Annotated in this window: 20 protein-coding genes and 1 pseudogene; 10 read left to right on the top strand and 11 right to left on the bottom strand. The window is 68.0% G+C overall.

Annotated features, from left to right (window positions below; all coding sequences use genetic code 11):
* Position 1: 1 nt before the first annotated feature.
* Positions 2–922, bottom strand: coding sequence for an HpcH/HpaI aldolase/citrate lyase family protein (locus GOARA_RS16990; RefSeq protein ID WP_007323664.1), 921 nt, complete (start codon positions 920–922; stop codon positions 2–4).
* A 69-nt stretch (positions 923–991) separates the two neighbouring features.
* Between GOARA_RS16990 and GOARA_RS16995 the strand changes: the two genes are divergently transcribed.
* Entirely contained in the window at positions 992–2,269 is a 1,278-nt protein-coding gene (locus GOARA_RS16995) for a lipopolysaccharide biosynthesis protein (protein WP_138947756.1), read from the top strand.
* Here the strand turns inward: GOARA_RS16995 and GOARA_RS17000 are convergent.
* Positions 2,266–3,072: a polysaccharide deacetylase family protein gene (locus GOARA_RS17000; RefSeq protein ID WP_007323666.1), complete on the bottom strand. Its 807-nt coding sequence runs from the start codon at positions 3,070–3,072 to the stop codon at positions 2,266–2,268. The two genes, GOARA_RS16995 and GOARA_RS17000, sit on opposite strands and share 4 nt — an antisense overlap.
* Positions 3,073–3,219: 147 nt before the next feature.
* The gene (locus GOARA_RS17005; RefSeq protein WP_007323667.1) at positions 3,220–3,900 is read right to left on the bottom strand and encodes a slipin family protein; all 681 of its coding nucleotides are present in this window, start codon (positions 3,898–3,900) and stop codon (positions 3,220–3,222) included.
* A 651-nt stretch (positions 3,901–4,551) separates the two neighbouring features.
* On the opposite strand from GOARA_RS17005, the gene GOARA_RS17010 reads away from it, so the two are divergent.
* Complete coding sequence (locus GOARA_RS17010; protein ID WP_040523860.1) at positions 4,552–5,046, top strand: hypothetical protein; 495 nt, start codon at positions 4,552–4,554, stop codon at positions 5,044–5,046.
* Between the two features lie 88 nt (positions 5,047–5,134).
* Here GOARA_RS17010 and GOARA_RS17015 read toward each other — a convergent pair whose 3' ends face one another.
* Complete coding sequence (locus tag GOARA_RS17015; protein ID WP_007323669.1) at positions 5,135–7,339, bottom strand: 3-hydroxyacyl-CoA dehydrogenase NAD-binding domain-containing protein; 2,205 nt, start codon at positions 7,337–7,339, stop codon at positions 5,135–5,137.
* Positions 7,340–7,366: 27 nt separating this feature from the next.
* Positions 7,367–8,578 (bottom strand): acetyl-CoA C-acetyltransferase, encoded by a 1,212-nt coding sequence (locus GOARA_RS17020; RefSeq protein ID WP_007323670.1) that lies wholly within the window; start codon positions 8,576–8,578, stop codon positions 7,367–7,369.
* 127 nt (positions 8,579–8,705) lie between these two features.
* On the opposite strand from GOARA_RS17020, the gene GOARA_RS17025 reads away from it, so the two are divergent.
* The 4 genes from GOARA_RS17025 (at position 8,706) to GOARA_RS17040 (ending at position 12,700) form a co-directional block, all read left to right on the top strand.
* Complete coding sequence (locus GOARA_RS17025; protein WP_007323671.1) at positions 8,706–9,905, top strand: TetR/AcrR family transcriptional regulator; 1,200 nt, start codon at positions 8,706–8,708, stop codon at positions 9,903–9,905.
* Positions 9,886–10,827: an adenylate/guanylate cyclase domain-containing protein gene (locus GOARA_RS17030; RefSeq protein WP_007323672.1), complete on the top strand. Its 942-nt coding sequence runs from the start codon at positions 9,886–9,888 to the stop codon at positions 10,825–10,827. Before GOARA_RS17025 ends, GOARA_RS17030 begins: the two co-directional genes overlap by 20 nt.
* A gap of 65 nt (positions 10,828–10,892) precedes the next feature.
* Positions 10,893–11,873: an ATP-binding cassette domain-containing protein gene (locus tag GOARA_RS17035; RefSeq protein ID WP_007323673.1), complete on the top strand. Its 981-nt coding sequence runs from the start codon at positions 10,893–10,895 to the stop codon at positions 11,871–11,873.
* On the top strand, positions 11,870–12,700 hold the full coding sequence (locus GOARA_RS17040) for an ABC transporter permease (protein ID WP_007323674.1): 831 nt from the start codon (positions 11,870–11,872) through the stop codon (positions 12,698–12,700). The genes GOARA_RS17035 and GOARA_RS17040 overlap by 4 nt, the downstream gene beginning before the upstream one ends.
* A gap of 241 nt (positions 12,701–12,941) precedes the next feature.
* Here GOARA_RS17040 and GOARA_RS17045 read toward each other — a convergent pair whose 3' ends face one another.
* A complete protein-coding gene (locus GOARA_RS17045) occupies positions 12,942–14,231 on the bottom strand; it encodes an ROK family transcriptional regulator (RefSeq protein WP_007323675.1) in 1,290 nt (429 codons plus the stop codon).
* Positions 14,232–14,521: 290 nt separating this feature from the next.
* Here GOARA_RS17045 and GOARA_RS17050 point away from each other — a divergent pair, with 290 nt between their 5' ends.
* Both GOARA_RS17050 and GOARA_RS20875 read left to right on the top strand, forming a co-directional pair.
* Positions 14,522–15,199: a histidine phosphatase family protein gene (locus tag GOARA_RS17050; RefSeq protein ID WP_007323676.1), complete on the top strand. Its 678-nt coding sequence runs from the start codon at positions 14,522–14,524 to the stop codon at positions 15,197–15,199.
* A gap of 96 nt (positions 15,200–15,295) precedes the next feature.
* A pseudogene (locus tag GOARA_RS20875) lies at positions 15,296–17,166 on the top strand (acyl-CoA dehydrogenase family protein).
* A 28-nt stretch (positions 17,167–17,194) separates the two neighbouring features.
* Here the strand turns inward: GOARA_RS20875 and GOARA_RS17060 are convergent.
* Both GOARA_RS17060 and GOARA_RS17065 read right to left on the bottom strand, forming a co-directional pair.
* Positions 17,195–18,211, bottom strand: coding sequence for a phosphotransferase family protein (locus tag GOARA_RS17060; RefSeq protein WP_007323679.1), 1,017 nt, complete (start codon positions 18,209–18,211; stop codon positions 17,195–17,197).
* Positions 18,204–19,424 carry an acyl-CoA dehydrogenase family protein gene (locus GOARA_RS17065; RefSeq protein ID WP_007323680.1) on the bottom strand — a complete coding sequence of 407 codons (1,221 nt, stop codon included), beginning with the start codon at positions 19,422–19,424 and terminating at the stop codon, positions 18,204–18,206. Before GOARA_RS17065 ends, GOARA_RS17060 begins: the two co-directional genes overlap by 8 nt.
* 188 nt (positions 19,425–19,612) lie before the next feature.
* Here GOARA_RS17065 and GOARA_RS17070 point away from each other — a divergent pair, with 188 nt between their 5' ends.
* Positions 19,613–20,161: a TetR/AcrR family transcriptional regulator gene (locus GOARA_RS17070; protein WP_007323681.1), complete on the top strand. Its 549-nt coding sequence runs from the start codon at positions 19,613–19,615 to the stop codon at positions 20,159–20,161.
* Here GOARA_RS17070 and GOARA_RS17075 read toward each other — a convergent pair.
* Positions 20,158–21,165: a Rieske 2Fe-2S domain-containing protein gene (locus GOARA_RS17075; protein ID WP_007323682.1), complete on the bottom strand. Its 1,008-nt coding sequence runs from the start codon at positions 21,163–21,165 to the stop codon at positions 20,158–20,160. The two genes, GOARA_RS17070 and GOARA_RS17075, sit on opposite strands and share 4 nt — an antisense overlap.
* Positions 21,162–23,585, bottom strand: coding sequence for a cytochrome P450/oxidoreductase (locus GOARA_RS17080; RefSeq protein WP_040523861.1), 2,424 nt, complete (start codon positions 23,583–23,585; stop codon positions 21,162–21,164). Before GOARA_RS17080 ends, GOARA_RS17075 begins: the two co-directional genes overlap by 4 nt.
* Before the next feature lie 252 nt (positions 23,586–23,837).
* Between GOARA_RS17080 and GOARA_RS17085 the strand changes: the two genes are divergently transcribed.
* On the top strand, positions 23,838–24,254 hold the full coding sequence (locus tag GOARA_RS17085; protein WP_007323684.1) for a globin domain-containing protein: 417 nt from the start codon (positions 23,838–23,840) through the stop codon (positions 24,252–24,254).
* A gap of 85 nt (positions 24,255–24,339) precedes the next feature.
* On the opposite strand, the gene GOARA_RS17090 is transcribed toward GOARA_RS17085, so the two are convergent.
* On the bottom strand, positions 24,340–25,366 hold a 1,027-nt coding region (locus GOARA_RS17090), incomplete at its 5' end, for a CoA transferase (protein WP_007323685.1).

The raw sequence follows: 25,366 nt of genomic DNA on the forward strand, positions 1-25,366 counted from the left end.
CTCAGTAGTGGTAGGTATCCGACGGCGCGGTCGAGTGCCCGGCCTCGTCGGTGGAGTAGCTGCTGGAGGTGATCCCGTAGGCGCGGGCGAGATCGAGGATCTTCGTCGCGCGGGCGATGCGCGGCAGGTCGGATCCGTTGCGGATCTCGCCGCCGTCGCGGTCGAACTCGGCGAAGAACTCGCGGGCCCAGCTGATGTCGTCCTGCGACGGCGACAGCCCCTCGTTGACCGGTGCGCACTGCTCCGGTGTCAGGCAGATCTTGCCGGTCATCCCGAACTCGACGCTGACCGACGTCGCCTCCGACAGCTTGAGCGCACTCGACCCGACCGTCGGGCCGTCGATGGCGCTCGGGAGGTGCGCCGCCTTCGCCGCGATGGTGAACCGCGACCGCGCGTACGCCAGCGTCAGCGGGTTCTCGCCGAAGCCGGTGTCACGACGGAAGTCGCCGATGCCGAAGGCGAGCCGGAACGTGCCCTTGGCCGTCGCGATCTCACTGATGCGCTCCAGCCCCCTGGCCGTCTCGACGAGCGCGACGATCGGCACGTTCGGCAGCCGGTTCGCGGTCTCGGTGACGTGGTCCATCGACTCGACCATCGCCAGCATGACGCCACCGATCGACGTCTTGGACAGCGCGGCGAGGTCGTCGGCCCACCACGGCGTGCCGAACCCGTTGATGCGGACCCAGTCGTCGTGGCCCTCGTCCATCCAGCGCACCGCGTTGTCGCGGGCGGTGACCTTGTCCTTCGGCGCTACCGCGTCCTCGATGTCGAGGACGACGATGTCGGCGCGCGACCGCGAGGCCGGCTCGAACCGCTCGTACTGCGCCCCGTTGACGAGCAGCCAGCTGCGCGCCAGCACCGGGTCGATGCGCGATCCGACATCCTCGGAGTCGGGATTGGTCACGAATTCTTGGTCGTACACGCCCTCTATCGTCGCCTATCGATCCTGGCGATGCCAAAGCGGCTGACGGTTCCAGGCAGACTGAACGGCGTGAAGGCAGTGGGCGGCGGGAGCGCGGCGAGTCGGCGCGGTGCGGCGCTGCGCTCGGTCGGCGCGGTGACCGTCGGGGCGATGGTCGCGAATGTCGCGGCCTATCTCGTCGCGATTCCCGCCAGCCGAGCACTCGGCGCCGCTGACTACGGGGTGTTCGGCGTCATCATGGCCGCGATGGTCGTCGTGGCCGCACCGTCGATGGCGGTGCAGGCCGTCATCGCGCGGGAGGTGGTACGCGGCCGGTCGGGGTTGGCTCGGTTGGGCTGGCAGACCGCGCTGCTGGTGGCGGTGACCGCGGCGGTGGCGGGTGCCGTGCTCGTTCCGCTCACCCGCGTGCCGGTGACCGCGGCGATCGCCGGACTCGTGATGGCCCCGCTGATCACCCTGACCGCAGCCGCCCAGGGCTTTCTGCAGGGCCGGCACGAGTTCCGGCGCCTCGGTTGGCTGTTGGGCATGGTCGGGCTGCTGCGGTCGGTGCCGATGATCGTCGCGCTGCTATTGGGCGATTCCGCGACGGGCGCCTTGTGGGTCGGGGCGGGCGGAACCCTGGTCGCGGCGCTTCTCGCCTGGCGCTCGGCGGCTCCGCGATCGCCGACCGTCGATCTGGCGACCATCGAGCAAGGACAGCCGTCAACCGTCGGCGGCGGATCCGGGGTGTGGAGCGTCCTCGCCGCTTCCCAGGTCCAGTTGGCCCTGCTCGTCGCCGTCTCGCTCGACCTGCTTCTGGCCCGCGTCGTGCTCTCCGACGCGGACGCGGGCGTCTATGCCCTCGGTGCCGTCGCGACGAAGGCGGCCTTCTGGCTGCCGCAGGCGATCGGGACCGTTGTCTACCCGCGACTCGCCGCACCCGCATCGGGGAATCGGTCCGGCGCGACTCGCTCGCTGCGGATCGCGCTCGCGGTGGTGACGGGGATCGGTGCGGTGGTGGTCACCGGCACGTGGCTCGTGTCCCCGCTGGTGCCACACATCGTCGGCGACGACTACCGGCCCCTCACCGGGTTCCTCTGGATGTTCTCCGCCACGGGGGCGATCCTCGCGATATTGGCGCTGCTACTCCTCGCGGTGATCGCCGTCCGTCGCACGGTCATCGGCGTGGCCGTATGGGTTTCAGTGGCGATCGAAGCGACGGTGATGCTGGTCTGGGCCGATTCGGTGACGACGCTGATCGCGATCGCCGCGGCATCGGCGGCGGTGATGGCGCTGCTGTGTCTGGCACTGGTCGCCGCACAGGGCGCTTCGACGAGCGGCAGGGAAGCCCTCGCCGGGGACAGCTAACGCAGAAAGTAGTCGTCGAGGGTGACCATCTGCAATCGCCGACGACGGATGATGCGCGTGAACGCGTCGAAGACATGGGTGACCGGGTCGTGGTTGGCGTGACCGATGACGATCGCCTGCGGCCGGAAGTACTTGCGCGCGGCGCCGATCAAGAACTTCTGGGTGACCAGACCGGAGTCCGAGAGCGACCCGTCCCAGAGCGTCGGCATCGTGTAGCCGAGGTCGGCCGCGATCTTGTCGACCTGGGCGTTGCGGTAGCCGAACGGCGGCCGGTAGTACGGCGTGCCGTCGACGCCGTAGGTGTCGCGCAGGAAGCGCTTCGTCCGGCGAAGCTCGTCGGCCACGCCGCGGGAGGTCAACGACGTCAGATCCGGATGGCTCCAACTGTGGTTGCCGAGTTGCACCTGCCCCGATTCGACGAGGGGCACCAGCGCTTCACGGTTGTCGCGCCACGCGTCGAACTGCCCGGTGACGAAGAAGGTGAACCGCGCGCCGGTTCGATGGGCGAACTCCGCGTAGGCGCCGACGACCTCCGAACTCGCACCGTCGTCGACGGTCAGCGCCAGCGCCCGGCCCTGGCCGGGCAGTGCGGTGATGGGTTGACTCGGGAGTGCCGCGCGCGTCGACGGCAACGGGCCGTCGAGGGGCAAGCGCGACGGCTCGGGGCTCCTCGGAGGCGGGCTCGGCGACGGCCCGTAGCCGGCGGCAAGCAAATCCGCCTCGTCTTCCGGCGTCGTCGCACAACCGACCAGGGCACCGGCCGTACCGGCGGCCAGGGTGGCGAGGAATGTGCGCCTGTCCATCCAGTGCACACTAGCGGACAAATCGGCGCAAACAGACTTTCGGGTCTGAACGCCCGAAACCCCGCACGTCAGAGACGATGCGGGGTTCCGGGGTTTCCCTTGGTAGCAGGGTCGTAACGCGCCGTGGTCGGGCCACGGCGCGTGGTCCTAGTCGTCCGCTGCGGCAGTATCGGCACCGCCGACGGCCAGGACGACCTTGGCGCCGTACGGCACCTCCTGGACCAGGCGCAGCTGCGCCAGGGCCGGGTGCGCGTCGAGCAGACGACCGGCGTTCGCCAGGCTGCGCAGCGCGGCCGTCTCGGCCCGCGCCGCTTCCAGCTTCGCCTGGCCACGCGCCTTCGCCGTGATGAGATCCATTGCCGCCGAACGAATCTCGTGCGGAAGGATCACGTCGCGGATCGTCACGGCACGCACCGCCAGACCGACGGACTCGCCGGCGGCGACGGCGGCAGCCGTCAGCGCGTCGGCATCGAAGGCGTCGGTTCGACCGACCAGTTCCTCGGCCTGCACGCCCGCACACGCGGTGCGCAGGGCGACCTGTGCCGCCAGGTAGACCACAGCGGTCGGATCGTCGGACTGCTCCGCGTAGCGGACGGCGTCGACGACGGCGAGCTGGATCGCCAGCGATACTCGCACCGGAACACCGTCGGCCGTCAGCACTTCCTGCGGCGCGACGTGCACGATCCGGTCGCGGGTGTCGACGCGGACGTAGACGCTGCGCCGGCTGGTGCGGTGCGCACCCGGGGTGAGGACGCGCGCCAAGGTGCCGTCGCGGTACTCCAGTGCGACCTCACCGGGGTTCACGACCCAACGGTTGAAGATGGACATTGCGCTCCTCCTTTCCTGTAGTGCGCATGCTTGTCGTCGGCTGCTATGAGATGGCAGCTCGACCGATTCAGTTGTGGGGCACCGCCCGCGGGCGAGACCCACGGTGGGGTGGCGCCGGCGAACCGGCACACCGCAGGACCGTCGGCCCCGGGTTCCCGGGGGCGGTGCCGTGTAGAGGAGTCGAACCTCAGGCTTAAGAGGCCTTTGCCAGGTGGTGTAGCACGCGCAACTTGCGGAACCCGGTTTCGGTACCCCGTCCGGGCCGCCTCCGCGTGGCTGCTCCGGACGAGAACCCTGCCACCGCCGATGACACCGCGCAATCGAATATCGGTCGGTTGCCCGACGCGTCGTCGAGGCAGATAGCGGACAATCCGGACACCTTCCGGGCAAGTTCATCGAAAATCGATACTTGAGCCGTCAATTAGGTTCACAATCCACCGCAGGCGAGCGCGCTGCGCTCTCCCATCGGGCGCCAGTTCACTCGCTGATCGCCCGCCGACGCTGGGTGCGCTCCGCGGAACGCACGATCTGACTCAGATCACGATGGAGTTGAGTCCGGATTCCGGACCTAAACGCAAAGGGATCGGCCCGCGATGCGTGGGCCGCGGCGGAAGTGAGTGAACCATGGGAGTGAGACGTTTAGTCGCCGGGGTGGCGACCGCGTTGGCGCTGGTGACCGGTGGCGCGTTGGTGGCAGCGCCGCAGGCGCAGGCGGCGCCCGGGCAGTGGTACGGCCCTGTACAGGAACGTTCCGGACAGGCCGAGTTCTGGCTGCTGGGCACCACGCCCAACAGCGGCTGGTATTACACGACCCGATACGGCGGGATCTATCGAGTCGTCCTGCAGCAGAAGGACGAGAACCGCTACGGTGCCGACAGGCTCAAGAGCTGGAAGACGATCGCGGCATTCGGCGAGAAGGAACGCTTCGGCAGTCGGCGAAACGTCTGGAGTATGGGCTGGGGAGCCCGCTTCGCGGACTTCCGCCTCTGCCGTCAGAAGCCCAAGTGGATGAACACCCGCCAAGAGAACTTCGACTGCTCGCGCACAGTGCGCATGTTCGGCCCGGACGCTCCCAGACGACCCCGTGGCGGCGGGGGCGGTAACGGAGGCGGCGAAGGAGGCGGCCGCATGGAGTGGGGCGCCTAGCCAGCACCGCAAACCCAACTAAACGGGACAAACCCAGCACCGAAAAGGTGCTGGGTTTGTCCCGTACTGCTGGGGTTTGCGCGACCTACTAGGCGTTGACCTTCGTCAGCGTCTCGTTGGTCAGCTTCTCGCCGCGAGAAGCCTTGTCAACCAGCGAGGCCGGGGGCTCGAAGTGCGAGCCGTACTTCGACGCGAGGTCGCGTGCACGGTCGACGAAGCCCTGCAGGCCGCCCTCGTACTGGTTGACGTACTGGATCACGCCACCGGTCCACGGCGGGAACCCGATGCCGAAGATGGATCCGATGTTGGCGTCCTCCACCGAGGTCAGCACACCCTCGTCGAAGCACTTCACCGTCTCCAGCGCCTCGGCGAAGAGCATGCGCTCCTTCATGTCCTCCAGCGGGATCTCCTTGCTGCCCGACTTGAAGTGCTCGCGGATCTCCGGCCAGATGAGGCCGCGCTTGCCCTCGGCGTAGTCGTAGAAGCCCTTGCCGTCCTTCTTGCCGGTACGACCCTGCTCGACCATCCAGTCGATGACGTCGTAGGAGCCGTGATGCGGGAAGTCCACACCGGCCGCCTTCGCCGCCGCCTCGGTCTCCTTGCGGATCTTCTGCGGCAGGGTCAGGGTCAGCTCGTCCATCAGCTGCAGCGGCGGCGCCGGGTACCCGGCCTGCGAACCGGCCTGCTCGATGAACGCCGGCTCGATGCCCTCACCGACGGCCGCGACGGCCTCGTTGATGAAGGTGCCGATCACGCGGCTGGTGAAGAACCCGCGGCTGTCGTTGACGACGATCGGGGTCTTGCGGATCTGCAGCGTGTAGTCGATGACCTTGGCCAGCACCGCGTCGGAGGTCTTCTCACCCTTGATGATCTCCACCAGCGGCATCTTGTCGACGGGGCTGAAGAAGTGGATGCCGATGAAGTCCTCAGACCGCTTCACGCCCTCGGCGAGGATGGTGATCGGCAGCGTCGAGGTGTTCGACCCGAGCACCGCGTCGGGCTCGACGATATCCTCGATCTCCTGGAAGACCTTGTTCTTGACCTCGACCGACTCGAAGGCCGCCTCGATGACGAAGTCGACACCCTTGAAGTCGGCGGCGTCCACGGTCGGGTGGATCCGGTCGAGCAGCGCCTTGCTCTTCTCCTCGGTGGTCTTGCCGCGCGAGAGCGCCTTCTCCTCCAGCTTGACCGAGTAGTCCTTGCCGCGGTTGGCCGCGTCGATGTCGATGTCCTTCAGGACGACCTCGATGCCAGCCTTCGCGCTGACGTACGCGATGGCCGCGCCCATCATGCCCGCGCCGATGACGCCGACCTTCTTGGCGGTGTACTTGTCGTAGCCCTCCGGCCGCGACCCGCCGCCGTTGATGTGCTGCAGGTCGAAGAAGAACGCCTTGATCATGTTCTGCGCGACCTGGCCGGTGACCAGCGAGACGAAGTAGCGCGTCTCGACGAGGTCGGCGGTGTCGACATCGACGTAGGCACCCTCGATGGCCGCGGCGAGGATCGCACGCGGAGCCGGCATGTTGGTGCCCTTGATCTGCTTGCGCAGCAGCGCCGGGAAGGCCGGCAGGTTGGCGGCGACCGCCGGGTTGGTGGGAGCACCGCCCGGAATCTTGTAGCCCTTCACGTCGAACGGCTGCTGGGCCTCCGGGTTCTCCTTGATCCACGCCTTGGCGGCCGGGATCAGTTCCTCGACGGAACCGACGACCTCGTTGACCAGTCCGGTCTCCTTGGCCTTCGCCGGGTTGAACTGCGTGCCCTGCAGCAGCACGCCCATCAGCGCGTTCTGCATGCCGAGCAGGCGCACGGTGCGGACCACGCCGCCGCCGCCGGGGAGCAGGCCGAGGGTGACCTCGGGCAGACCGATCTTGGAGCCCTTCACATCCGCGGCGACGCGGTAGTGGCAGTGCAGCGCGATCTCCAGGCCACCGCCGAGAGCGGCGCCGTTGATGGCCGCGACGACGGGCTTGCCCAGCGTCTCCAGCCGGCGCAGGACGGCCTTCATGCCGTTGGCGCGCTCGGTGATCGCGGTGGCGATCTCCGCCTTGGTGACGTCCTTGGGACGGTCGGCGGTCATGTCCTTGAGGTCGCCGCCGGCGAAGAAGGTCTTCTTCGCCGAGGTGAGAACGACACCCGTGATGTCGTCCTTCTCCGCTTCAAGGCGGTCGACGGTGGCCGCGATGGAATCGATGAACAGCTGGTTCATCGTGTTGGCGCCCTGGTTGGGGTCGTCCATGGTCAGGATGACGACGCCGTCGGCGTCCTTCTCCCAATTGATCATGTTGTCGCTCATTGTCTTCTTCCCAATGTCTTTCTGTGCTTAGAGGCGCTCGATGACGGTCGCGACGCCCATGCCGCCGCCGATACAGAGGGTGACCAGGCCGTAACGCCCGCCGGTGCGCTCGAGCTCGTCGAGGCAGGTGCCCAGGATCATGGCGCCGGTCGCGCCGAGCGGGTGGCCCATCGCGATCGCGCCACCGTTGACGTTGACCTTGTCGTGCGGGATGTTCAGGTCCTTCATCCACTTCATGACGACCGACGCGAAGGCCTCGTTGAGCTCGTAGACGTCGATGTCCTCGACGGTGAGGCCGGCCTTCTTCAGCGCCAGCTCGGTGGCCGGGGTGGGGCCGGTGAGCATGATCGACGGCTCGGAGCCGATCTCGGCGAACGAGACGATGCGGCCGCGCGGGGTCAGGCCGTTGCGCTTGCCCGCCTCTTCCGAACCGACCAGCACCAGGCCGGAGCCGTCGACGATGCCGGAGCTGTTACCGCCGGTGTGGACGTGGTTGACCTTCTCGACGCTCGGGTACTTCTGCATCACCACATCGTCGAAGCCGGCCATGTCGGCCAGGCCCTGGAAAGCGGGCTTCAGCTTGCCGAGCGACTCGACGGTCGTGCCGGGGCGCATGTGCTCGTCCTGCTCCAGCAGCGTGACGCCGTTGAGGTCCTTCACCGGGATGACCGACTTGGCGAAGTAGCCCGACTCCCACGCCTTGGCGGCACGCGCCTGCGACTCGGCGGCGAACGCGTCGACGTCCTCGCGGGAGAAGCCCTCGATGGTGGCGATCAGGTCGGCCCCGATGCCCTGCGGGGCGATGTAGTTGTCGTAGGCGGTGGCGGGGTCCATGAAGAGGGCGCCGCCGTCGCTGCCCATCGGCACGCGCGACATCGACTCGACACCGCCGGCGAGAACGAGGTCGTCGAAGCCCGAGGCGACCTTCGCCGCGGCGAGGTTCACGGCTTCGAGGCCGGAGGCGCAGAAGCGGTTGATCTGGGTGCCGGGCACGGTCTCACCCAGGCCCGAGACCAGTGCAGCCGTGCGGGCGATGACCGCACCCTGCTCGCCGACCGGCGAGACGACGCCGAGGACGACGTCGTTGACCTGGGCGGGGTCGAGACCGCCGTGGCGGCCGAGAAGATCTTTGATCAGACCGGAAACGAGGTCGATCGGCTTGACGCTGTGCAGCGCGCCGCCGCGCTGCTTGCCACGAGGCGTGCGGACGGCCTCGTAGATGAATGCTTGCTCAGGCACGGATGTTCCTTTCACACGAAACCAGAGGTTGGTTACCCGGCTAGACTAACGCTGAATAACTTATTTGGCTATACCCAATGGTCAATTGGTTCACCGAACCGTCATCGTGGGCTATGGTCAGTTCACCATGACCGTGCACTCCGCCCGCGCGAGCCGACCCGCCGACCGTCGCCGCCAACTCATCGCGCGTGCTGCCGACCTCTTCGTGCAGCGCGGGTACCCGCACGTGTCCATGGCCGATATCGCCCGCGCCGCCGGCGTCACCGCGCCCTCCCTGTACCGGCATTTCGACGACAAGCAGGACCTCCTCGGCGCTGCCGTGCTCGCCGGCGTCGACGACCTGGAGACCTGCACCGATCGCGCCCTCGCCGCGCCCGCGTCGACGACGTCGGACACGGTGCGCGCCCTCGTCGAAGCGATCTGCAAGCGCCCCGATTCCGCGTCGCTGTGGCGTTGGACCGGCGCCTACCTGAGCGACGAGCAGAACCGCGAGGTCGCCCTGCGCACCCGGGCCGTGCTGCGCCGGTGGGCCGACGCGATCCTCGGCCCCGAGCGGGGGCTGGCCGACTGGGAGCGCTCCCAGCTGACGTGGGCGCTGCTGAGCGTCGCCGGATCGAGCGCCGTGCACAAGACGCGTCTTTCGCCGGCACGAGAGGTCGACGAGCTGGTCGCCCGCGCGGAACGCCTCCTGCTGCTGCGCCCGTCGCTGGCGCCCGCACGATCGGCCGGGGTGCCGCCGACCCCGTCGACGACGCGGCGCGACGAGATCCTCGACGCGGCGTCGACCCTCTTCGCCGAGCGCGGGTATGCCGACGTCGGCGTCGACGAGATCGGTGCCGCGGTCGGAATCAGCGGGCCGAGCGTCTACAACCACTTCCCGTCGAAGGCGGCGATCCTCGTCGGCATCGGACAACGCAGCGCGGCGCGACTGGAAGCCGGGGTGATGGCGGCGTACGCGTCGCGTGACGATCCGGCCGAAATCCTTGCGGCGCTGGTGGATTCGTACGTCACGGTGATCACCGCGACGCCGGACCTGTCGGTGTCGTTCAACAATTCGCCCGCGCTGGCCGGCGACCCGTCGGCCGTCGACCTCCTCGACACCCAGCGGCGATACGTCGCCAGGTGGATCGATCTGCTCCAGCAGGCCGATCCCACCGTCGCCGGTCCGGCCGAGGCCGCCGTCGGCGCCCACGCGGCGCTGTCGATCGTCAACGACGCGGTCCGGCTGCGACGCGGCACCTCACGACCCGAGTTCACCGCGCAGATGGCATACCTCATGAAAGGCGTGTTGACTACCGTTGAGTCCCATGACGGAGTCACCGGGTGAACCGCGCTATAGCCGCGACGAACTGACGGCCGCGCTCGGCGCCTCGCCCGAGCGGGTCGAGCGGCTGTGGAACGCTTTCGGGTTCGCGCGCCGCCACACCGACGCCAAGATCTTCTCCCAGCGCGACCTCGACGCGCTGCGCCTGCTCGCCGACTCGTCGCAGGTCGTCCCGGAGACCGAACAGGTGGCGACCGCGCGTGCCGTCGGACAGACCATGGCGCGGCTCGCCGACTGGCAGGCCGACATGCTGCTGAACCTCGCCGACGACGACGCCATCTCGTGGACCGTCGACGACATGGCCCGCGCGATGGGCGCGATCCAGCAGATGGTGTGGCGCCGCCATCTGGAGGCGGCGCTGGAGCGCGACGAGGAGGATGTCGACGCCGCGTCCGCCGAGTCGCAGCGGATCGCCGGTGTCCGCACCACCGAGGCCGTCGGGTTCGCCGACATCGTCGGCTTCACCAGCCTGTCCCGCCGGATCGACATGGCCGAACTCGAGGTGCTGCTGGAGGCATTCGAGGATCGTGTTCACGCCGTCATCACCGCGCACGGCGGACAGGTCATCAAGACCCTGGGCGACGCGGTGCTGTTCGTCAACACCGACGTCGGCGAAGCGGCGCTGACCGCCCTGGAGATCCAGGAGGACGTCGCCGACGTCGAGCCGGTTCCGCCGCTGCGGGTCGGCCTGGCCTACGGCGAGATCCTCAACCGGCACGGCGACGTGTTCGGAGAGCCGGTCAACATCGCGTCGCGGCTGTGCGGCTCGGCGCGGCCGGGCACGATCCTCGTCGACGCGGAGCTGGCCGAGGCCGTCGGCGACGACGAACGATTCCGCCTACGTTCCATCTCGTCGCTGTCGGTGCGCGGCTATCGACGGCTGCGCGCATCGACGCTGGGACGTCCGCGGGACCGCTCCCGTTAGCCTCGCGGCGGCCCTGCCGAAATGTGATAGCCGAATGTCGGACCACTCGCCTACCATCGGCGACCATGACCGAAACCCTCTCAGACATCGCGATCGAGGCCGTAGACCTCGTCAAACGGTTCGGTGACTTCACCGCCGTCGACGGCATCAGTTTCCAGGTGCCGCGCGGCACCGTGCTGGGCCTGCTCGGCCCCAACGGCGCGGGCAAGACCACCACGGTCCGGATGATGACGACATTGTCGGAGCCGACGAGCGGCACGGCGCGCGTCGCCGGAGACGACGTGGTGACCCACCCCGACGAGGTGCGGCGGAGCATGGGCCTCACCGGTCAGGCGGCGACGGTCGACGAGATCCTGACCGGCCGGGAGAACATCCAGATGATCGGCGGCCTGTACGGCATCGGCCGCAAGGTGCTGGCGGCGCGCGGCGACGAACTGCTCGAACAGTTCTCGTTGACCGATGCGGCCGACAAGCCGGTGAAGGACTACTCCGGCGGCATGCGCCGCAGGCTCGACCTCGCGGTGAGTCTGCTCGCCGCGCCGCCGGTGCTGTTCCTCGACGAGCCGACGACCGGCCTCGACCCGCGCAGCCGTACCGAGCTGTGGGACGTGCTGCGCGATCTGGTCAACAATGGCACGACGCTGTTGCTGACCACGCAGTACCTGGAAGAGGCGGACCAGCTCGCCGACGACATCGTCGTCGTCGACCACGGCCGCATCATCGAGCACGGCACCGCACTGCAGCTCAAGGAACGCGCGGGAGCCGCCAGCCTCGTCCTCACCGTGTCCCACGCCGACGACCTCACAGCCGCGGCCGACGTGCTGCGGCGTTCGGGCAAGGAGGTATTCGTCGAACCCAACGCCCGACGCGTGACCACCGCAGCCGACGGACTCGGCGACCTGACCACCGCGGCCGGCTGGCTCGATGAATCCGGAATCGCCATCGACGACCTCGGCCTGGCGCGGCCGAGCCTCGACGACGTGTTCCTGTCGTTGACCGGCCACCGCACCGAATCCGAAGAGAACGAGCAGGAGACCGCAGTATGACCACCGCCATCAGCCCAGACCTGGCGATCACGCCCACCAGCCTGTGGCGCCAGTCGTGGATCATGGTCAAGCGCAACCTGATCCACACCAAGCGCATGCCTGAGATGCTGGCCGACGTGACGTTCCAGCCGATCATGTTCGTGCTGTTGTTCGCGTTCGTTTTCGGCTCGGCGATCGCGGTGCCCGGCAGCGGCAACTACAAGGAGTTCCTGCTGCCCGGGATCATGGGGCAGACCATCGCCTTCACCGCGTTCATCGTCGCCAACGGTGTGACCGCCGACCTGGAGAAGGGCATCATCGACCGCTTCCGGTCGCTGCCGATCCATCAGTCGTCGGTGATCGTCGGCCGTGCGATCGCGGCGGTGCTTCACTCGTCGATCGGCATCGTCGTCATGGCGATCACCGGTCTGTTGATCGGCTGGCGCATCCGCACGTCGATCCCCGAAGCCGTGCTGGGTTTTGGACTGGTGCTGCTGTTCGGCTTCGCGACCATCTGGTTCGGCCTGCTCGCCGGGTCATGGCTGAAGACCACCGAGGCCGTGAACGGTTTCATGTTCACCACGTTGTTCCCGATCACGTTCCTCTCGAACGCCTTCGTGCCGACCGGCAACATGCCGACCTGGCTGCGCACGATCGCCGAGTGGAATCCGATCTCGGCCCTCGTGCAGGCCATGCGCGTGTTGTGGGGCAACGGTCCGGCCGCACCGGAGACCGCGCCGTGGCCGTTGCAGAACCCGGCGCTCGCGACGGTCATCTGGTCGGTGGTGCTGACCGCCGTCCTGGCGCCGATCGCACTTCGCGCCTACTACCGCCGCACGACGGACTGAGACTGGTGGGCGGGGGTCTCGATACACCGCCCTCGCAAGCTCGGACGGCACTCGACCACCCGTCGATCGGACGAGCATCAATGGGTGGTCGAGTGCCGGCGAGGCGCTAGCCGAACCAGTGTGTGTCTCGATGGTGGTCGAGTGCCGGCGAGGCGCTAGCCGAACCAGTGTGTGTATCGATGGTGGTCGAGTGCCGGCGAGGCGCTAGCCGAGCCGGTGTATCGAGACCCCGCAAGACGACCTAATCGGTGATCGCGATCGCGCCCAGCGGGTCGGTGTAGAGCGCGTCGAGCGAGATCGCGCCGGCGGCCTGCTGCTGCACGGTGACGCCGGCCCGGGAGACGCGCACATCGCGCTTGGCGGTGACGCTGGTGTCACGGATGGTGCGCGCGACGACCGGGAGGGTCTGCGGAGCATCGGTGAACGCCTGCCCGCCGAGGACGACATGGTCGGGGTTGAAGATGTCGGAGATCAGCGCGACCGCGCGACCGAGGACCTCGGCGCGCTCGGTCAGGATGTCGCGAGCGATCTCGTTCCCGTCGCGCGCGGCCTCGTGAAGATCGGCGATCTCGGTGAGTTCGAGGCCTGCCGCCCGCGCGGCGGCCACGATGCCGGTGTCGCTGGTAGCTGCTTCAAGTTGCCCGGTGCGATGGGGGTCGAGGAGCCGCGTCGGTCCGATCGGGAAGTGCCCGATCACCGGCGGCCCGGCGCTCGGCGTGTGGACCGAACCGTCGACGCTGAACGCGACGCCGACCATTTCACGCGCGTAGAAGTACAGGAAGCTCGCGCGCTGCTCCGGGTTGGCGACCAGCTCGGCGGCGGCCATGGCCTCTACGTGCGAGGCGACCGACACCGGATAGCCCAGGGTCTGGGCGAAGATCCGACCGACCTCCGCCTGCGACCAGCCCAGTCGGGGATGGTCGACGACACCGCCGTCGTGGACGCGGCCGCCGACCGCGACGCCGACCCACCGGATCTCCCGGTTGCGCCAGCGCGCGAGGAAACCGGAAACGCTGTGCGCGAGTGCGGTGAGCGCGTTCTCCGCGCCCGCGTCGGCCGGGGTGGGCACCGAGATGGCGCCGACGACGCGGTGCAGCAGGTCGTGCGCGGTGATCGAGGTGACCTTGTAGCCGATGTGCACGCCGATCGTCAGATGCTCGGCGACCGAGATCTCCACCGGCAGGCGCGGGCGGCCGACGGCGCCGGAGGGCGCGAGGTCGCTGCGCTCACGGATGAGCCCGGCCTTCAGCAGGGCCCCAACCTGCCGGTTGACCGTCGAGATGGACAACCCGGTGGATTCGGCGATCTCGTCGCGGAAGACCGGCGCGGCCAGGCGCACCGCGCGGAGCACCTGAGCCGCCGGCTTGTCCGACAACGCGAGATCCGGAGTCGTGACGTGCAGGTCGGCGGGCCGCCGAGGTGCCCGGGCGGGGACGGGGGCGCCGACGGGTCGCGGCGATCGTGCGTGCGGCACGCGGCGCGGCGGCGCGATTCGAGTGGTGGTGACGGGACGGTCGAGAATGCTGGTCATGGTGTTCCCTTGGATTGGGCACCGACGCGTACGGACGTCGTCGGCGGGGGTGAATGCAGGAGGCCCGAAAGACGGGCGCGGATGAGATCGATCAGTGCATTCGGCAACAACACAGCATTCGCGCAAGCGGCAGACGGCAGCCCAAAGCGGTGGTCACGTAGGTGACCTCCGGAGCGCGGTTCGCTTGCGACGACATGTCGGCAAAGCTAGCAGCGGGAAGGGCCTGAGGCAATACGGAAGGCCGGGAACCGGCGCGAATAGTGGCGTGATTCACGCATTACGCTGGGGTGATGGGCACCCTCTACCTTGTGCGGCACGGACAGGCGCAAGCGTCGGCATACGGTGTCGTCGATGCCGTCGACGACGGTCCCGAGGCGGGATCGTTGACCGCCACCGGACAGATGCAGGCGAAGGTCACCGGCACGGTGCTGTCCGGACTGCTGGCCCGGTTCACCACGGCGGTGAGCGGCGGCCTCGTTCGCCAGCGGCAGACGCTCTCCGGTGTTCTCGAAGCCTTCGACGACCGGCCGGAGCCGATCGTCGACGACGCCTGGGACGAATACGACCTGGCCGGACTGATGGGCGAGCCGACGAGCGCCCAACTCGCCGACGGGCGCGGTTTCCAACGGTCGCTCGACGCGGTGCTGGCCTCCTGGGTCGGCGGTGAACTAGCGGCGTCCGAGCCCTTCGCGGCCTACGCGCGACGGGTCGCCGAGGCGGGGCAGCGGGCAGTCGATCTCGCCGGCTCCGGCAAGTCGGTGCTGGTCGTGTCGTCGGCCGGGTCGATCACACTGTGGCTGGCCCAGCACCTGGGCATCGATGCCGAGCACTGGCCGAAACTGTCGGCGTCGATGGTCAACGCGTCCATCACCAAGGCGATCGTCGGCCGGCAGGGCGTGACGGTGCTGTCGATCAACGAACATCTACACCTGTCCGATCACGACGGCGGCATCGCCACCTTCCGCTGACCTACCGCGCTCCGATTCCGAGCACACCTGGACGCCGGGTTGATTCGCCCGTGTAGAATTTTCCTACACTAGTGTAGTAATGGACCTGGAGGAACGATGTCGTTGTTCAACCCCCACCAGCCGGACTTCGGCGAGTTCGACGCGGAGACGCGCCGTCTGTTCGAAGCGACGATCGACTTCTTCGAAGGCAAAGGAAAGGGCTGGCTGCTCCAGCAGCATCGCGACTGCGTCTGGTACGACGAGTTCCTCGAATTCGTGAAGAAGGAGAAGGTCTTCGCCACCCTGCTCACACCGGCCGCACAGGCCGGCGGCGATCCGAACAAGCGGTGGGACGAGGCACGCATCACCAAGTACAGCCAGATCCTGGGCTTCTACGGAATGTCCTACTGGTACGTCTGGCAGGTCTCGATCCTCGGGCTCGGGCCGATCTGGCAAAGCTCCAACGAGGCGGTCAAGCGCAAGACGGCCGCGCTCCTCGACGACGGTGCGATCTTCGCCTTCGGGCTCTCGGAGAAGGAGCACGGCGCGGACGTCTACACCTCGGACATGGTGCTGACACCGGACCGGTCCGGCGGCTACCGCGCCAACGGCGGCAAGTACTACATCGGCAACGGGAACAAGGCCGGCCTGGTCTCGGTGTTCGGCCGCGTCGAAGGACTGCCCACCGGCCCCAAGACGCAAGACGGCTACGTCTTCTTCGTCGTCGACAGCCAGCACCCCGCCTACAATCTGCGCAAGAACGTCGTCGACTCGCAGATGTTCGTCGCCGCCTTCGACCTCGAGGACTACCCGGTCGCCGAAGAGGACATCATCCACCGCGGATCCGAGGCCTTCGACGCGGCGATCAACACCGTGAACGTCGGAAAGTTCAACATCGGCTTCGGCGCCATCGGTGCGGTGGAGCACGCGTGGCACGAGAGCATCTCGCACGCGGAGAACCGCATCCTGTTCGACAGCCGGGTCACCGATTTTCCCCAGGTCCGCGCGTTGTTCACCGAGAGCTGGATCCGTCTGGCCGCGATGGACATGTACTCCGAGCGCGCGGTGGACTACATGCGGTCCGCGTCAGCCGACGACGCCGCTACCTGCTCTTCGACGCGATCGAGAAGATGTCCGTCAGCCGGCAGGGCGCGAAGGTCTACGAACTGCTCTCCGACTGCATCGCCGCCCGCGGGTTCGAGAACGACATGTACTTCCCGCTCGGCGCCGTCGCGATGATGGGTTTGCCCCGCCTGGAGGGCACCGTGCACGTCAACATGGCCCTGGCGCTGAAGTTCCTGCAGGGTTACCTCTTCAACCCCTCGGACCCGAGCCTGGCGCTTCTCGCCGCTCGTAAACAAGTCGCCGCCAGCCCGATCCCCGACAGCGTGTTCAGTCAGGCGTTCAAAGCATCGCGCGCCGTAATCCGCGCGGCGTCACCCCTCGTCGGCGCCGCACTTCCCGCCGCGCCGGCACCGGCGCTGCCGCCCCGCCGTCGCGACGCCGTCGACGACACGTTCCTGTTCCAGCAGGGTCCCGCACAGGGGCTCGGCGCCGTCGCGTTCCACGACTGGCGGGCGGTCTACGCCGGGTTCGCACATCTGCCCAACGTGAAGGTGCTGCTCGACCAGATCGACGCGTTCCAGGTCTTCCTCGGGACCTCGCCGCTCGACAAGACGCAGATGCGCGACCTCGACCTGCTCCTCGTCGTCGGCGACCTGTTCACCACGATCGCATACGGGGACCTGATCCTTCAGCAGGCATCGATCGCGCGGACCGACGACGACCTCGTCGACAGCATCTTCGAAGTCCTCGTCGGCGACGTCGCCACCCACGCGCTCACCTTGGCGAACAAGCCGTCGCTGAGCACCGCGCAGACCAGGGCCGCGGGTGCGATCATCGCGCGCCCCGTGTTCGACACCGAACGCAGCGACCGAGTCTGGAGTCAGGCGCGCGCGACGGCCGGGGTCTACGAGATGAAGCCGTGACGAGACGGCACCGGACCACCGAGGGACACTAGGAGACCCGGTTCAACCCGGCCGAGATGAAGGCCGCGGTCGCCTCGGCGGCCTTCTCGGCACCGGCGGCACCGGATGATCCGCCCAACAGGGCGCGGTGGGTGATGCCCTCGGCGATCACGCCGAGTTTCAGGTTCGCCAGGCCCAGGTAGAAGTCCCAGTCGCCCAGGTCCATCCCGGTGGCCGTCGCGTACGCCTGCGCCATCTCGTCGGCGCTCGGATAGCGGTCGCTCGTCCACGCCGCCCGGAAGCCGAGGACGGTCGCGAAGACCGGCTGGCGGTACACGCACATCAGCGCGGCATCGGTCAGCGGATCGCCCAGCGCCGACATTTCCCAGTCGACGACGGCGAGCACGTCGGTCGGGTCGTCGCGGTCGATGATCGTGTTGTCGATGCGGAAGTCGCCGTGCACGATCGTGCTGCGCGCGTCGGTGGGGACGCGTTCGGAGAGTTTCTCGACGAGGGCGTCGACGTCGGGCAGGTCCCGGGTCTTGACCAGTCCCCACTGGCGCGCCCACAGCTTGACCTGTCGGCCGGCGAAACCGGCGGGCCGGCCGAAGTCGCCGAGGCCGACCGCTTCGTAGTCGACCGCGTGCAGCTTCGCCAGCGTGTCGACGAGGGCGTCGAAGTTGGCGGTGACCTGATCGTCGGTCCAGATCTCCAGGTCCTCGGCGGAGCGGATGACGAGGCCGTCGACGAAGTCGACGACGGTGCACGGTGCACCGATGAACTCCCCGTCGCGATCGATGGCGACGGTGGGCGCCACCGGCACCGCGGTGTCCTTCAAGGCTGAGGTGACCGCCCACTCGCGCTCCATGTCGTGCGCGGACGGGGTCAGTCCGCCCATCGGGGGCCGGCGCGCGACCCAGCGGTGCACGTCGTCGGAGACATCGAAGGTGAGGTTGGACCGACCGCCGCTGATGAGGTCGATCTTGAGGTCACCGACGACGTCGACGCCGTTGGCGGTCAACAACTTTCGTAGCGCGTCGGCGGTGAGTCCGGGGTGGTCAGCCATGTGCTTCCTTCCGTTGCGCCGCTTTGCGGGCTCGTCCGACGGCGCGCTTGGCGATCGCCCAGCGGTGGACCTCGGATGGCCCGTCGTAGATGCGGAACGGCCGCAGCTCATCGGCGAGACGGGCCAGAGGTAGGTCGGCCGAGACTCCCAGCCCACCACACATCTGAATCGATCGGTCGACGATCCGGGAGAAAGCCTCGGCTCCATAGGTTTTCGCGATCGACGTCGAATCGCTCGCGTGCTCGCCGAGATCCAGTTCGTAGTTGGCCCGGGCCAGGAGAGCGCGGGTCGCGGCGAGATCGATCTCGTTGTCGGCGATCATCTGCTGGATCATGCCGAGGTCGGCGAGTTTCCCGCCGAATCCGTCACGGTCTTTGACGTAGTCGACGGCGATCTGATGTGCGCGCTCGGCCGAGCCGAGCCAGCGCATGACGTGGGTCATTCGCGCGGGGCCAAGCCGGACCTGCGCGTAGCGATACCCCTCGTCGACTTCGCCGAGTACGTCCTCGTCGGGCACGAACACACCGTCGAAGGTCATCTCGCAATGCCCACCGATCATCGCCTTGTCGATGGTGTGGACGTGCCGGTCGACGCTGATGCCGTCTGTGTCCGCCGGGGCGAGAAACATCGTCGCGCCGCCGCGGTCCCCAACGCTGCCCGCCGTCCTGGCCATGACGATGTAGAAAGCTGCGCCGTCGGCGCCGGTGATGAACCGCTTGCGGCCGTCGATCTTCCAGCCACCGTCGACTTTGGTGGCCATCGTGGAGAGTTGATTCGGGTCGGAACCGGCGCCGTCGGGGGCGGGCTCGGTCATCGCGAAGGCGCTGCGCACCTCGCCGGTGGCGAGCGGACCGAGGTACTTGTCGCGTTGGGCGTCGCTGGCGATGTGGTGGAGCATGTGGATGTTGCCCTCATCGGGGGCGCCGATGTGCAGGGCGGCCGGTCCGAAGACCGAGTGCCCGGCAGCTGTGAAAATCGGCGAACGGTTGGACATGTCGAGCCCGTGTCCGCCGTACTCGATCGGGATCTGCGGCCCGAAGACGCCGGCATCCTTCGCCTTGGCGATCAGTTCCAGACGGAGGTCATCGCCGCCGGCGGCGGTGATGTCACCGGCGAATTCCATCTCAATGGGCAGTACCTCGTCGGCGATGAACGTCGCCGTTCGGTTGACGAGGTCCTCGACCTCGGGCGGGTAGGAGAAATCAATCGCCACGGGTTTCCAGCCTTCCTGACCGAACGATCGCTCGGTTGGGCTCAGTCTCGCATCGGAGGGGCGGGCGGTCAAGGCGCCGACATTGACTCGGGCCAGTCCGCCCGCGCGAATCACCCTCGGTGTGACATTCTGCCTGCTGTTGTCGTCCGGTACGACATGCGTCGATAGCATGTCGTACGCTGGGACACGTGAGCGCACCGGCCTTCTACGACGAACTCAGGGCTATCCGCCTCGAGCGCCTCCTCGACGCCGCCGTCACGGTCATCACCGAGGACGGCTGGGACAAGCTGAGCATGACACGGGTCGCCCAACTCTCAGGGGTCCCCCGGCAGAGCCTCTACAAGGAGGTCGGCACCAAGTCGGACCTCGGCGAGGCGGTCGTGTCGCGCGAGGTCGAACGGTTCGTGACTCGAGTGCGCGACGGCATCGCCGCCCACCCGGACTCCATCACCGAAGGCCTGCGGACGGCGGCCCGCTACGCGCTGGAGTACGGCCAGACCAATGCGGTACTCAAAGCGATCCTGCGTCCCGGCCACGATCCGGAGCTTCTCGCCCTGCTGACCGTTCGGCCGGAGGCCGTCCTGACCCAGGCGACCTCCGCGATCGCCGATACCCTCGGCGACAAGGTGTCCGCGGGCACCGTAGACACGATGGTGCGGTTGATCCTGAGCCACCTGTTGCAGCCGACCGTCGCCATCGACGAAGCGGTGGACCGGATCATGCGGGCCGTGCACTAACGGCCGCGTTCCTCCTCGACCATGGACTGCACGATCCGCCGGGCGAAGATCGCGGCACGATCGGCCTTGACGTTCAGATAGCGCCGCGGTGTCGTGTCCTCGTCGAGACAACGCTGCATGGTCTCGAGCACCGCGAAGTCGCGGTTGGCCATCTCGTGGAAGACCGCGGCCAGCCGCGCACCCACGTCGGGCGCGACGGCCGAACCGCGCCACGACATCTGCAGGAAGACATGCGTCGACGTCGGCGACTCGGGTGTGAAGCCGTGCGTCCGCACCACCTCGAGCTCCGCCCCCTCGCCGGTGATGGTGTAGGTCTGCTTGTGCAGGCCGGGGGTCACGAACGTGCCCGTCTCCCTGCGCGCGAACGACCCGGCGCTGTCGAGCCCCGAGATCTGGGCCTCCCACGGAGCCAACGGTGCGGCGGGCAACTCGCGGACGTAGGACACCGAGACCTCCGAGACCTCGACCTCTTCGAGCGGGGGCAGCGTCTCGATACCCGGCGGCACCATCTCGAGGTGCATCGCGAACACGTTGGTCAGGTCGAGGTAGTGCTCGTGCAACAGCAGGAGGCCGGCGCCGACGTCGCGCAGCTCCCCCACGCTGCTCCAGCCGTCGCCCTGGAGCCACGGGGTCGCCGGCGGCGGCCGCAGCCGTTCGCCGCCGGGCGTGCCGGTCCAGATCCAGATGAACGGTGCGCGCTCGACGACGGGATAGGCGCGCACCCGGGCACCAGACGGCGGGCTGTCCTGCGAGGGCACCCGCACGCAGCGGCCCGTCGCGTCGTAGGTACAGCCGTGGTAGCCGCAGACCACCAGATCGCCCTCGCGATGGCCGGCCGACAGCGGATAGGGCCGATGCGCGCACCGGTCCTCCAAGGCGACCACCGATCCGTCGAACGAACGGAACATCAGGACCGGGTGCTCGAGGATGCGTCGGGCGGTCAGTTCGTCGCCGACCTCGTCGGAGGTGGCGGCGACGTACCAGCAGTCGCGGGGGTAGTTCATACGTCGAGCACCAGCCTCTGCGACAGCGAGCGGGAGACGCAGGGCATCACCGTGTCGCCCCGCTCTCGATCGGACCTGGACAGGATCGAGTCACGGTGGTCGGGCGTGCCGTCGAGCACGTCGAGCTCGCAGGTCCCGCAGATCCCCTCCATGCACGAGCCCAGCACGTCGACGCCGGCCTCCTCGACGGCCTCGAAGATCGACTTGCCTTCGGGCACGGTCACGGTCACCCCCGACCGCGCGCACTCAACCTCGAACGAGTCCAGCGCGTCGTCGGACGCGACGACCTGCTTGGCCGCGAACCGCTCGAGGTGCAAGCTGCCGTCGGGCCACGACGCGCATCCCTCCTCGACCGCGTCGAGCAATGCGCCCGGGCCGCAGCAGTACACCAGGGTGTCCGCCGACGGCGTGCCCAGGACCGCGTCGAGATCGAGGAGGCCCTTCTCGTCCTGCGGCCAGATCGTCACCCGGCCGTCGCTTTCGAGCTTGTCGAGGAACGCCATCGACGCGCGCGATCGACCGCCGTACAGCAGGCTCCACTGCGCACCGCGCGCCTGCGCCGCCTCGATCATCGCGAGGATCGGCGTGATGCCGATACCGCCGGCGATGAACTGGTAGCGCGGCGACGCGACCAGCGGGAAGTGGTTGCGCGGGCCTCGCACGCGCACCGTCGCGCCCTCGGTCAGCTTCTCGTGGACGAACGCGGACCCGCCGCGGCTGTTCGGGTCGAGAAGGACGCCGACCTTCCACGACGACTCGTCCGCCGTGCTGCCGCACAGGGAGTACTGCCGCGTCAGCGACCGGTCGAGAACCAAGTCGACGTGCGCACCGGCCGTCCAGGACGGGAGCTGCGCGCCCGACGGGTCGGTCAGCGTGAGTTCGACGATCCCGTCGGCCACGGGACGACGAGCCTGGACCCGCAGGTCGATCTCGGTCTCCGTGGTGTTCACAACCCAGCCGTCGCGGTCTCCGTGTCGTGCGGGTCGAGGGGCGGACGTCGCCCGGCCGACCACTCCTCGCCCCTCTTTCGGGCGGGGCTCCTGGCCGATCGGGGTGAGCCTGACCATCATCTTGGTGTAGCCGCGGACGAAGTTCGACTGCAGGTACTCCGGCTCCTCCACGACCTCGATGTCGGCGAACCGGGCAAGCAATTCCTCCCACAGGATCCTGAGCTGCATCTCGGCCAGCCGGCTACCCATGCAGCGGTGGACACCGATGCCGAACGAGAGGTGATTGCGTCCGTTCGGACGGTCGATGATGAAGTCGTCAGGGTTCTCGAACGTGCGCTCATCACGGTTCGCCGACGCGTACCACATCACGACCTTGTCGCCCTTGCGGATGAACTGGCCGTTGAGGACGGTGTCCTTCGTAGCGATCCTGCGCATGTAGGCCAACGGTGTCTGCCAGCGGATGATCTCGTTGACCATCTTCGGGATCAGACCCCGATCGGCTTTGACGCGCTCGAACTCGTCGGGAAACTGGTTGAGCGCCAGGACCCCGCCCGACATCGAGTTGCGGGTCGTGTCGTTGCCGCCCACGACGAGCAGGACGAGGTTGCCGAGGAACTCCATCGGCCGGTTGATCAGATCCTTGGTGTCCTCGGACAGCTGCATCAGCGTGATCAGGTCGTAGCCGGGCTTCTCCCCGGCGGCCAGCCGGGCCGCTTTGTCGTGCCACAGGGCGCTGAAGCTCTTCGCCATGTCGGCAGAGGCTCGCCACATCTCCTCGACGTCGCTCTGACCACCGGTCGTGGAGGCGCCCGCGGCGGTCACCTCGGTCCAGTAGACGAGCTTCCGGCGTTCCTCGTACGGAAAATCGAGCAGGGTGGCGAGCATCCGAGCGGTCAGTTCGATACTGACCTTGTCCACCCAGTCGAACGGTTCGCCGACCGGCAGGCTGTCGAGCACCTCTTGCACGCGCGAGCGGATCAGCCCCTCGAGCTCCTCGAGATTCTGGGGAGCGACGACCCCCTGGACGGCGCCGCGCTGCCGGTCGTGACGCGGCGGGTCCATCGCGATGAACATCTCGATGTCCAAGCCCTCCGGCGGGGTGCCGATAACGATCTGCGGCTCGGCGGAAAACGTCTCGAAGTCCTTGTCCACGGCGATGATGTCGTCGTACCGCGTCACCGACCAGTACGGACCGAACTCGCTCGAAGCCCGGAAGTGGACCGGCGACTCGTCCCTCAGTCGCTTGAAGTACGGCAACCACTGGCCCTGCCGCCACATGAACGGGTTGCTCATGTCGATCTCGGTCAGCGCCATCTCATCGACATCGGGGATCTCATCCTCGACGAACACCGGCGGCTTGTCGCGGCGCACCCGCGCCTTGGTCTTCTGGTACAGGTGCATGCCCTTGATCAGACGCTCCATCGGGATCGTCGCCTCGGCCTTGCTGCGGACCTGATCGAGAACATTCATGCGTACCACCTCGTGTGACCTATCTAACTAGTGACACCAGGAAAGCACAAGTCGCCGTAGATGACAAATAATAGCTCTTTGTCGTCGTACGATACAGACCGTCTATACATGTCATGATCACCGGATTTCGTGAACTCAGAAGCCCCAGCGGCCACGGATGTAAATTCGGGCGCCCGACTGTGCGGACTCGGATACGGCCATTTGCCGACCACGAAACACCGAGGTCACCCGCCGCTCGGACCATTGGACGGTATGAACAAAGATCTCCTACACCACAGCCTGTCCATCGTCGATCTGCCGGACGACGGTCTGACCGTCCGGTTCTACGACATCCTCTTCGAGCGCTATCCCGGCGTGAAACCGATGTTCTCCAGGGACACCAGACAGCAGGCGTCGATGCTGCGCACCGCGATCGTGTCCGTTCTCGATCATCTCGACGACGAAAAGTGGCTCGCCTCCACGCTCGGCTCGCTCGGGGCCCGCCACGCGACGATGGGCGTCACCGAACCGATGTATGCGGCCGTCACCGAATGCATGGTCGCGGCGATGTCCGAGATCGGCGGCGACGACTGGACACCGGAGATGTCACGGGAGTGGACCGGTGCGCTGAACGCCGTCGCCGGACTGATGCTCGCGGGGTACCCGGCCCGCGACACCGGCGCCGCCTGAGTGCCCAGTCGGTGCAGGTCAGGTGCCCACTCGGCGGGGGTGAGGTGCCCACTCGGCGGGGGAGGTGCCCAGTCGGCGGGTCTGGTCAGATGGTTCCGGCGTCGTGCAGCTTGCCCAGCTCGGCCTCGGAGAGACCCAGCACCGACGCCAGCACTTCGTCGGTGTCGGCGCCGAGTTCGTGGGCGGGCTCGGCGCCCGAGTAGGCCCGGTCGACGCGGATCGGCGCGCTCGCGGAGACCACGGTGCCGACGCCGGGCTGGTCGAGGTCGACGAGGACCGGCGTCGACGCGGGGTCCGACCGGAACTGGTCGGCGAAGTCGCGCATCGACTGATAGGGGCCCCACAGCACGCCGCCGGCGGTCAGGTCGGCTTTGGCCTGCTCGAAGCCGCGCTCGGCGAACCACGGGCGGATGATCGCGGCGATGGCCTCGCGATGGATGTAGCGGCCCTCGTCGGTGAAGAAGTCGACGCCCAGCGACTCGGCGAGCGCGGCGAACACCGCCGAGGTGCCGGTGGTCTCGGTCAGGTTCTTCCACTGCCGCGGCGTCAGGGCCACCACGTACACCCGGCCGCCGTCGGCGGTGACCGCGTCGACGCCGAAGCTGCCGTACATGTAGTTGCCGTGGCGTTCGCGGTCGCCGCGCTGGGAGACCTCGGTGAGCCAGCCGAGGTTGGCCACCCACGCCGCCGCGACGTCGGCCAGCGCGATGTTGATCTGCGATCCCGCACCGGTCCGCGCCCGCCGGTACACCGCGGCCAGCAGCGCCGTCGTCACGCTCTGCCCGGCGATGATGTCCCAGGCCGGCAGGACATGGTTGACCGGCGCGGCGTCGGGCGGTCCCGTCAGCTCGGGTACGCCGACTTCGGTGTTAACCGTGTAGTCCACCGCGCCGCGACCGTCGGCATGGCCCTCGAAGTGCACCGCGATCACGTCGGAACGGCGGGCCCGCATCGCGTCGTAGGAAAGCCACGGTCGTCCGACGTTGTTGTCAACGAAGATCCCCGCGTCCGGGCCGGGCGCGGTCGCCAGTGCCAGCACCAGCTCCTGCCCCTCGTGGCTGCGCACGTCGACGGCCACCGTGCGCTTGCCGCGGTTGAGCGACGTCCAGTAC

Source organism: Gordonia araii NBRC 100433 (genome assembly GCF_000241265.1).
GTDB classification, from domain to species: Bacteria; Actinomycetota; Actinomycetes; order Mycobacteriales; family Mycobacteriaceae; genus Gordonia; species Gordonia araii.

Bases quoted from the DNA above. Each gene is read 5' to 3' on its own strand.
- GOARA_RS17000 (WP_007323666.1), bottom strand. From the start codon at position 3,072: ATGGACAGGCGCACATTCCTCGCCACCCTGGCCGCCGGTACGGCCGGT.
- GOARA_RS17005 (WP_007323667.1), bottom strand. From the start codon at position 3,900: ATGTCCATCTTCAACCGTTGGGTCGTGAACCCCGGTGAGGTCGCACTG.
- GOARA_RS17015 (WP_007323669.1), bottom strand. From the start codon at position 7,339: ATGAGCGACAACATGATCAATTGGGAGAAGGACGCCGACGGCGTCGTC.
- GOARA_RS17025 (WP_007323671.1), top strand. From the start codon at position 8,706: ATGACCGTGCACTCCGCCCGCGCGAGCCGACCCGCCGACCGTCGCCGC.
- GOARA_RS17030 (WP_007323672.1), top strand. From the start codon at position 9,886: ATGACGGAGTCACCGGGTGAACCGCGCTATAGCCGCGACGAACTGACG.
- GOARA_RS17035 (WP_007323673.1), top strand. From the start codon at position 10,893: ATGACCGAAACCCTCTCAGACATCGCGATCGAGGCCGTAGACCTCGTC.
- GOARA_RS17040 (WP_007323674.1), top strand. From the start codon at position 11,870: ATGACCACCGCCATCAGCCCAGACCTGGCGATCACGCCCACCAGCCTG.
- GOARA_RS17045 (WP_007323675.1), bottom strand. From the start codon at position 14,231: ATGACCAGCATTCTCGACCGTCCCGTCACCACCACTCGAATCGCGCCG.
- GOARA_RS17050 (WP_007323676.1), top strand. From the start codon at position 14,522: ATGGGCACCCTCTACCTTGTGCGGCACGGACAGGCGCAAGCGTCGGCA.
- GOARA_RS17060 (WP_007323679.1), bottom strand. From the start codon at position 18,211: ATGGCTGACCACCCCGGACTCACCGCCGACGCGCTACGAAAGTTGTTG.
- GOARA_RS17075 (WP_007323682.1), bottom strand. From the start codon at position 21,165: ATGAACTACCCCCGCGACTGCTGGTACGTCGCCGCCACCTCCGACGAG.
- GOARA_RS17080 (WP_040523861.1), bottom strand. From the start codon at position 23,585: ATGAATGTTCTCGATCAGGTCCGCAGCAAGGCCGAGGCGACGATCCCG.
- GOARA_RS17085 (WP_007323684.1), top strand. From the start codon at position 23,838: ATGAACAAAGATCTCCTACACCACAGCCTGTCCATCGTCGATCTGCCG.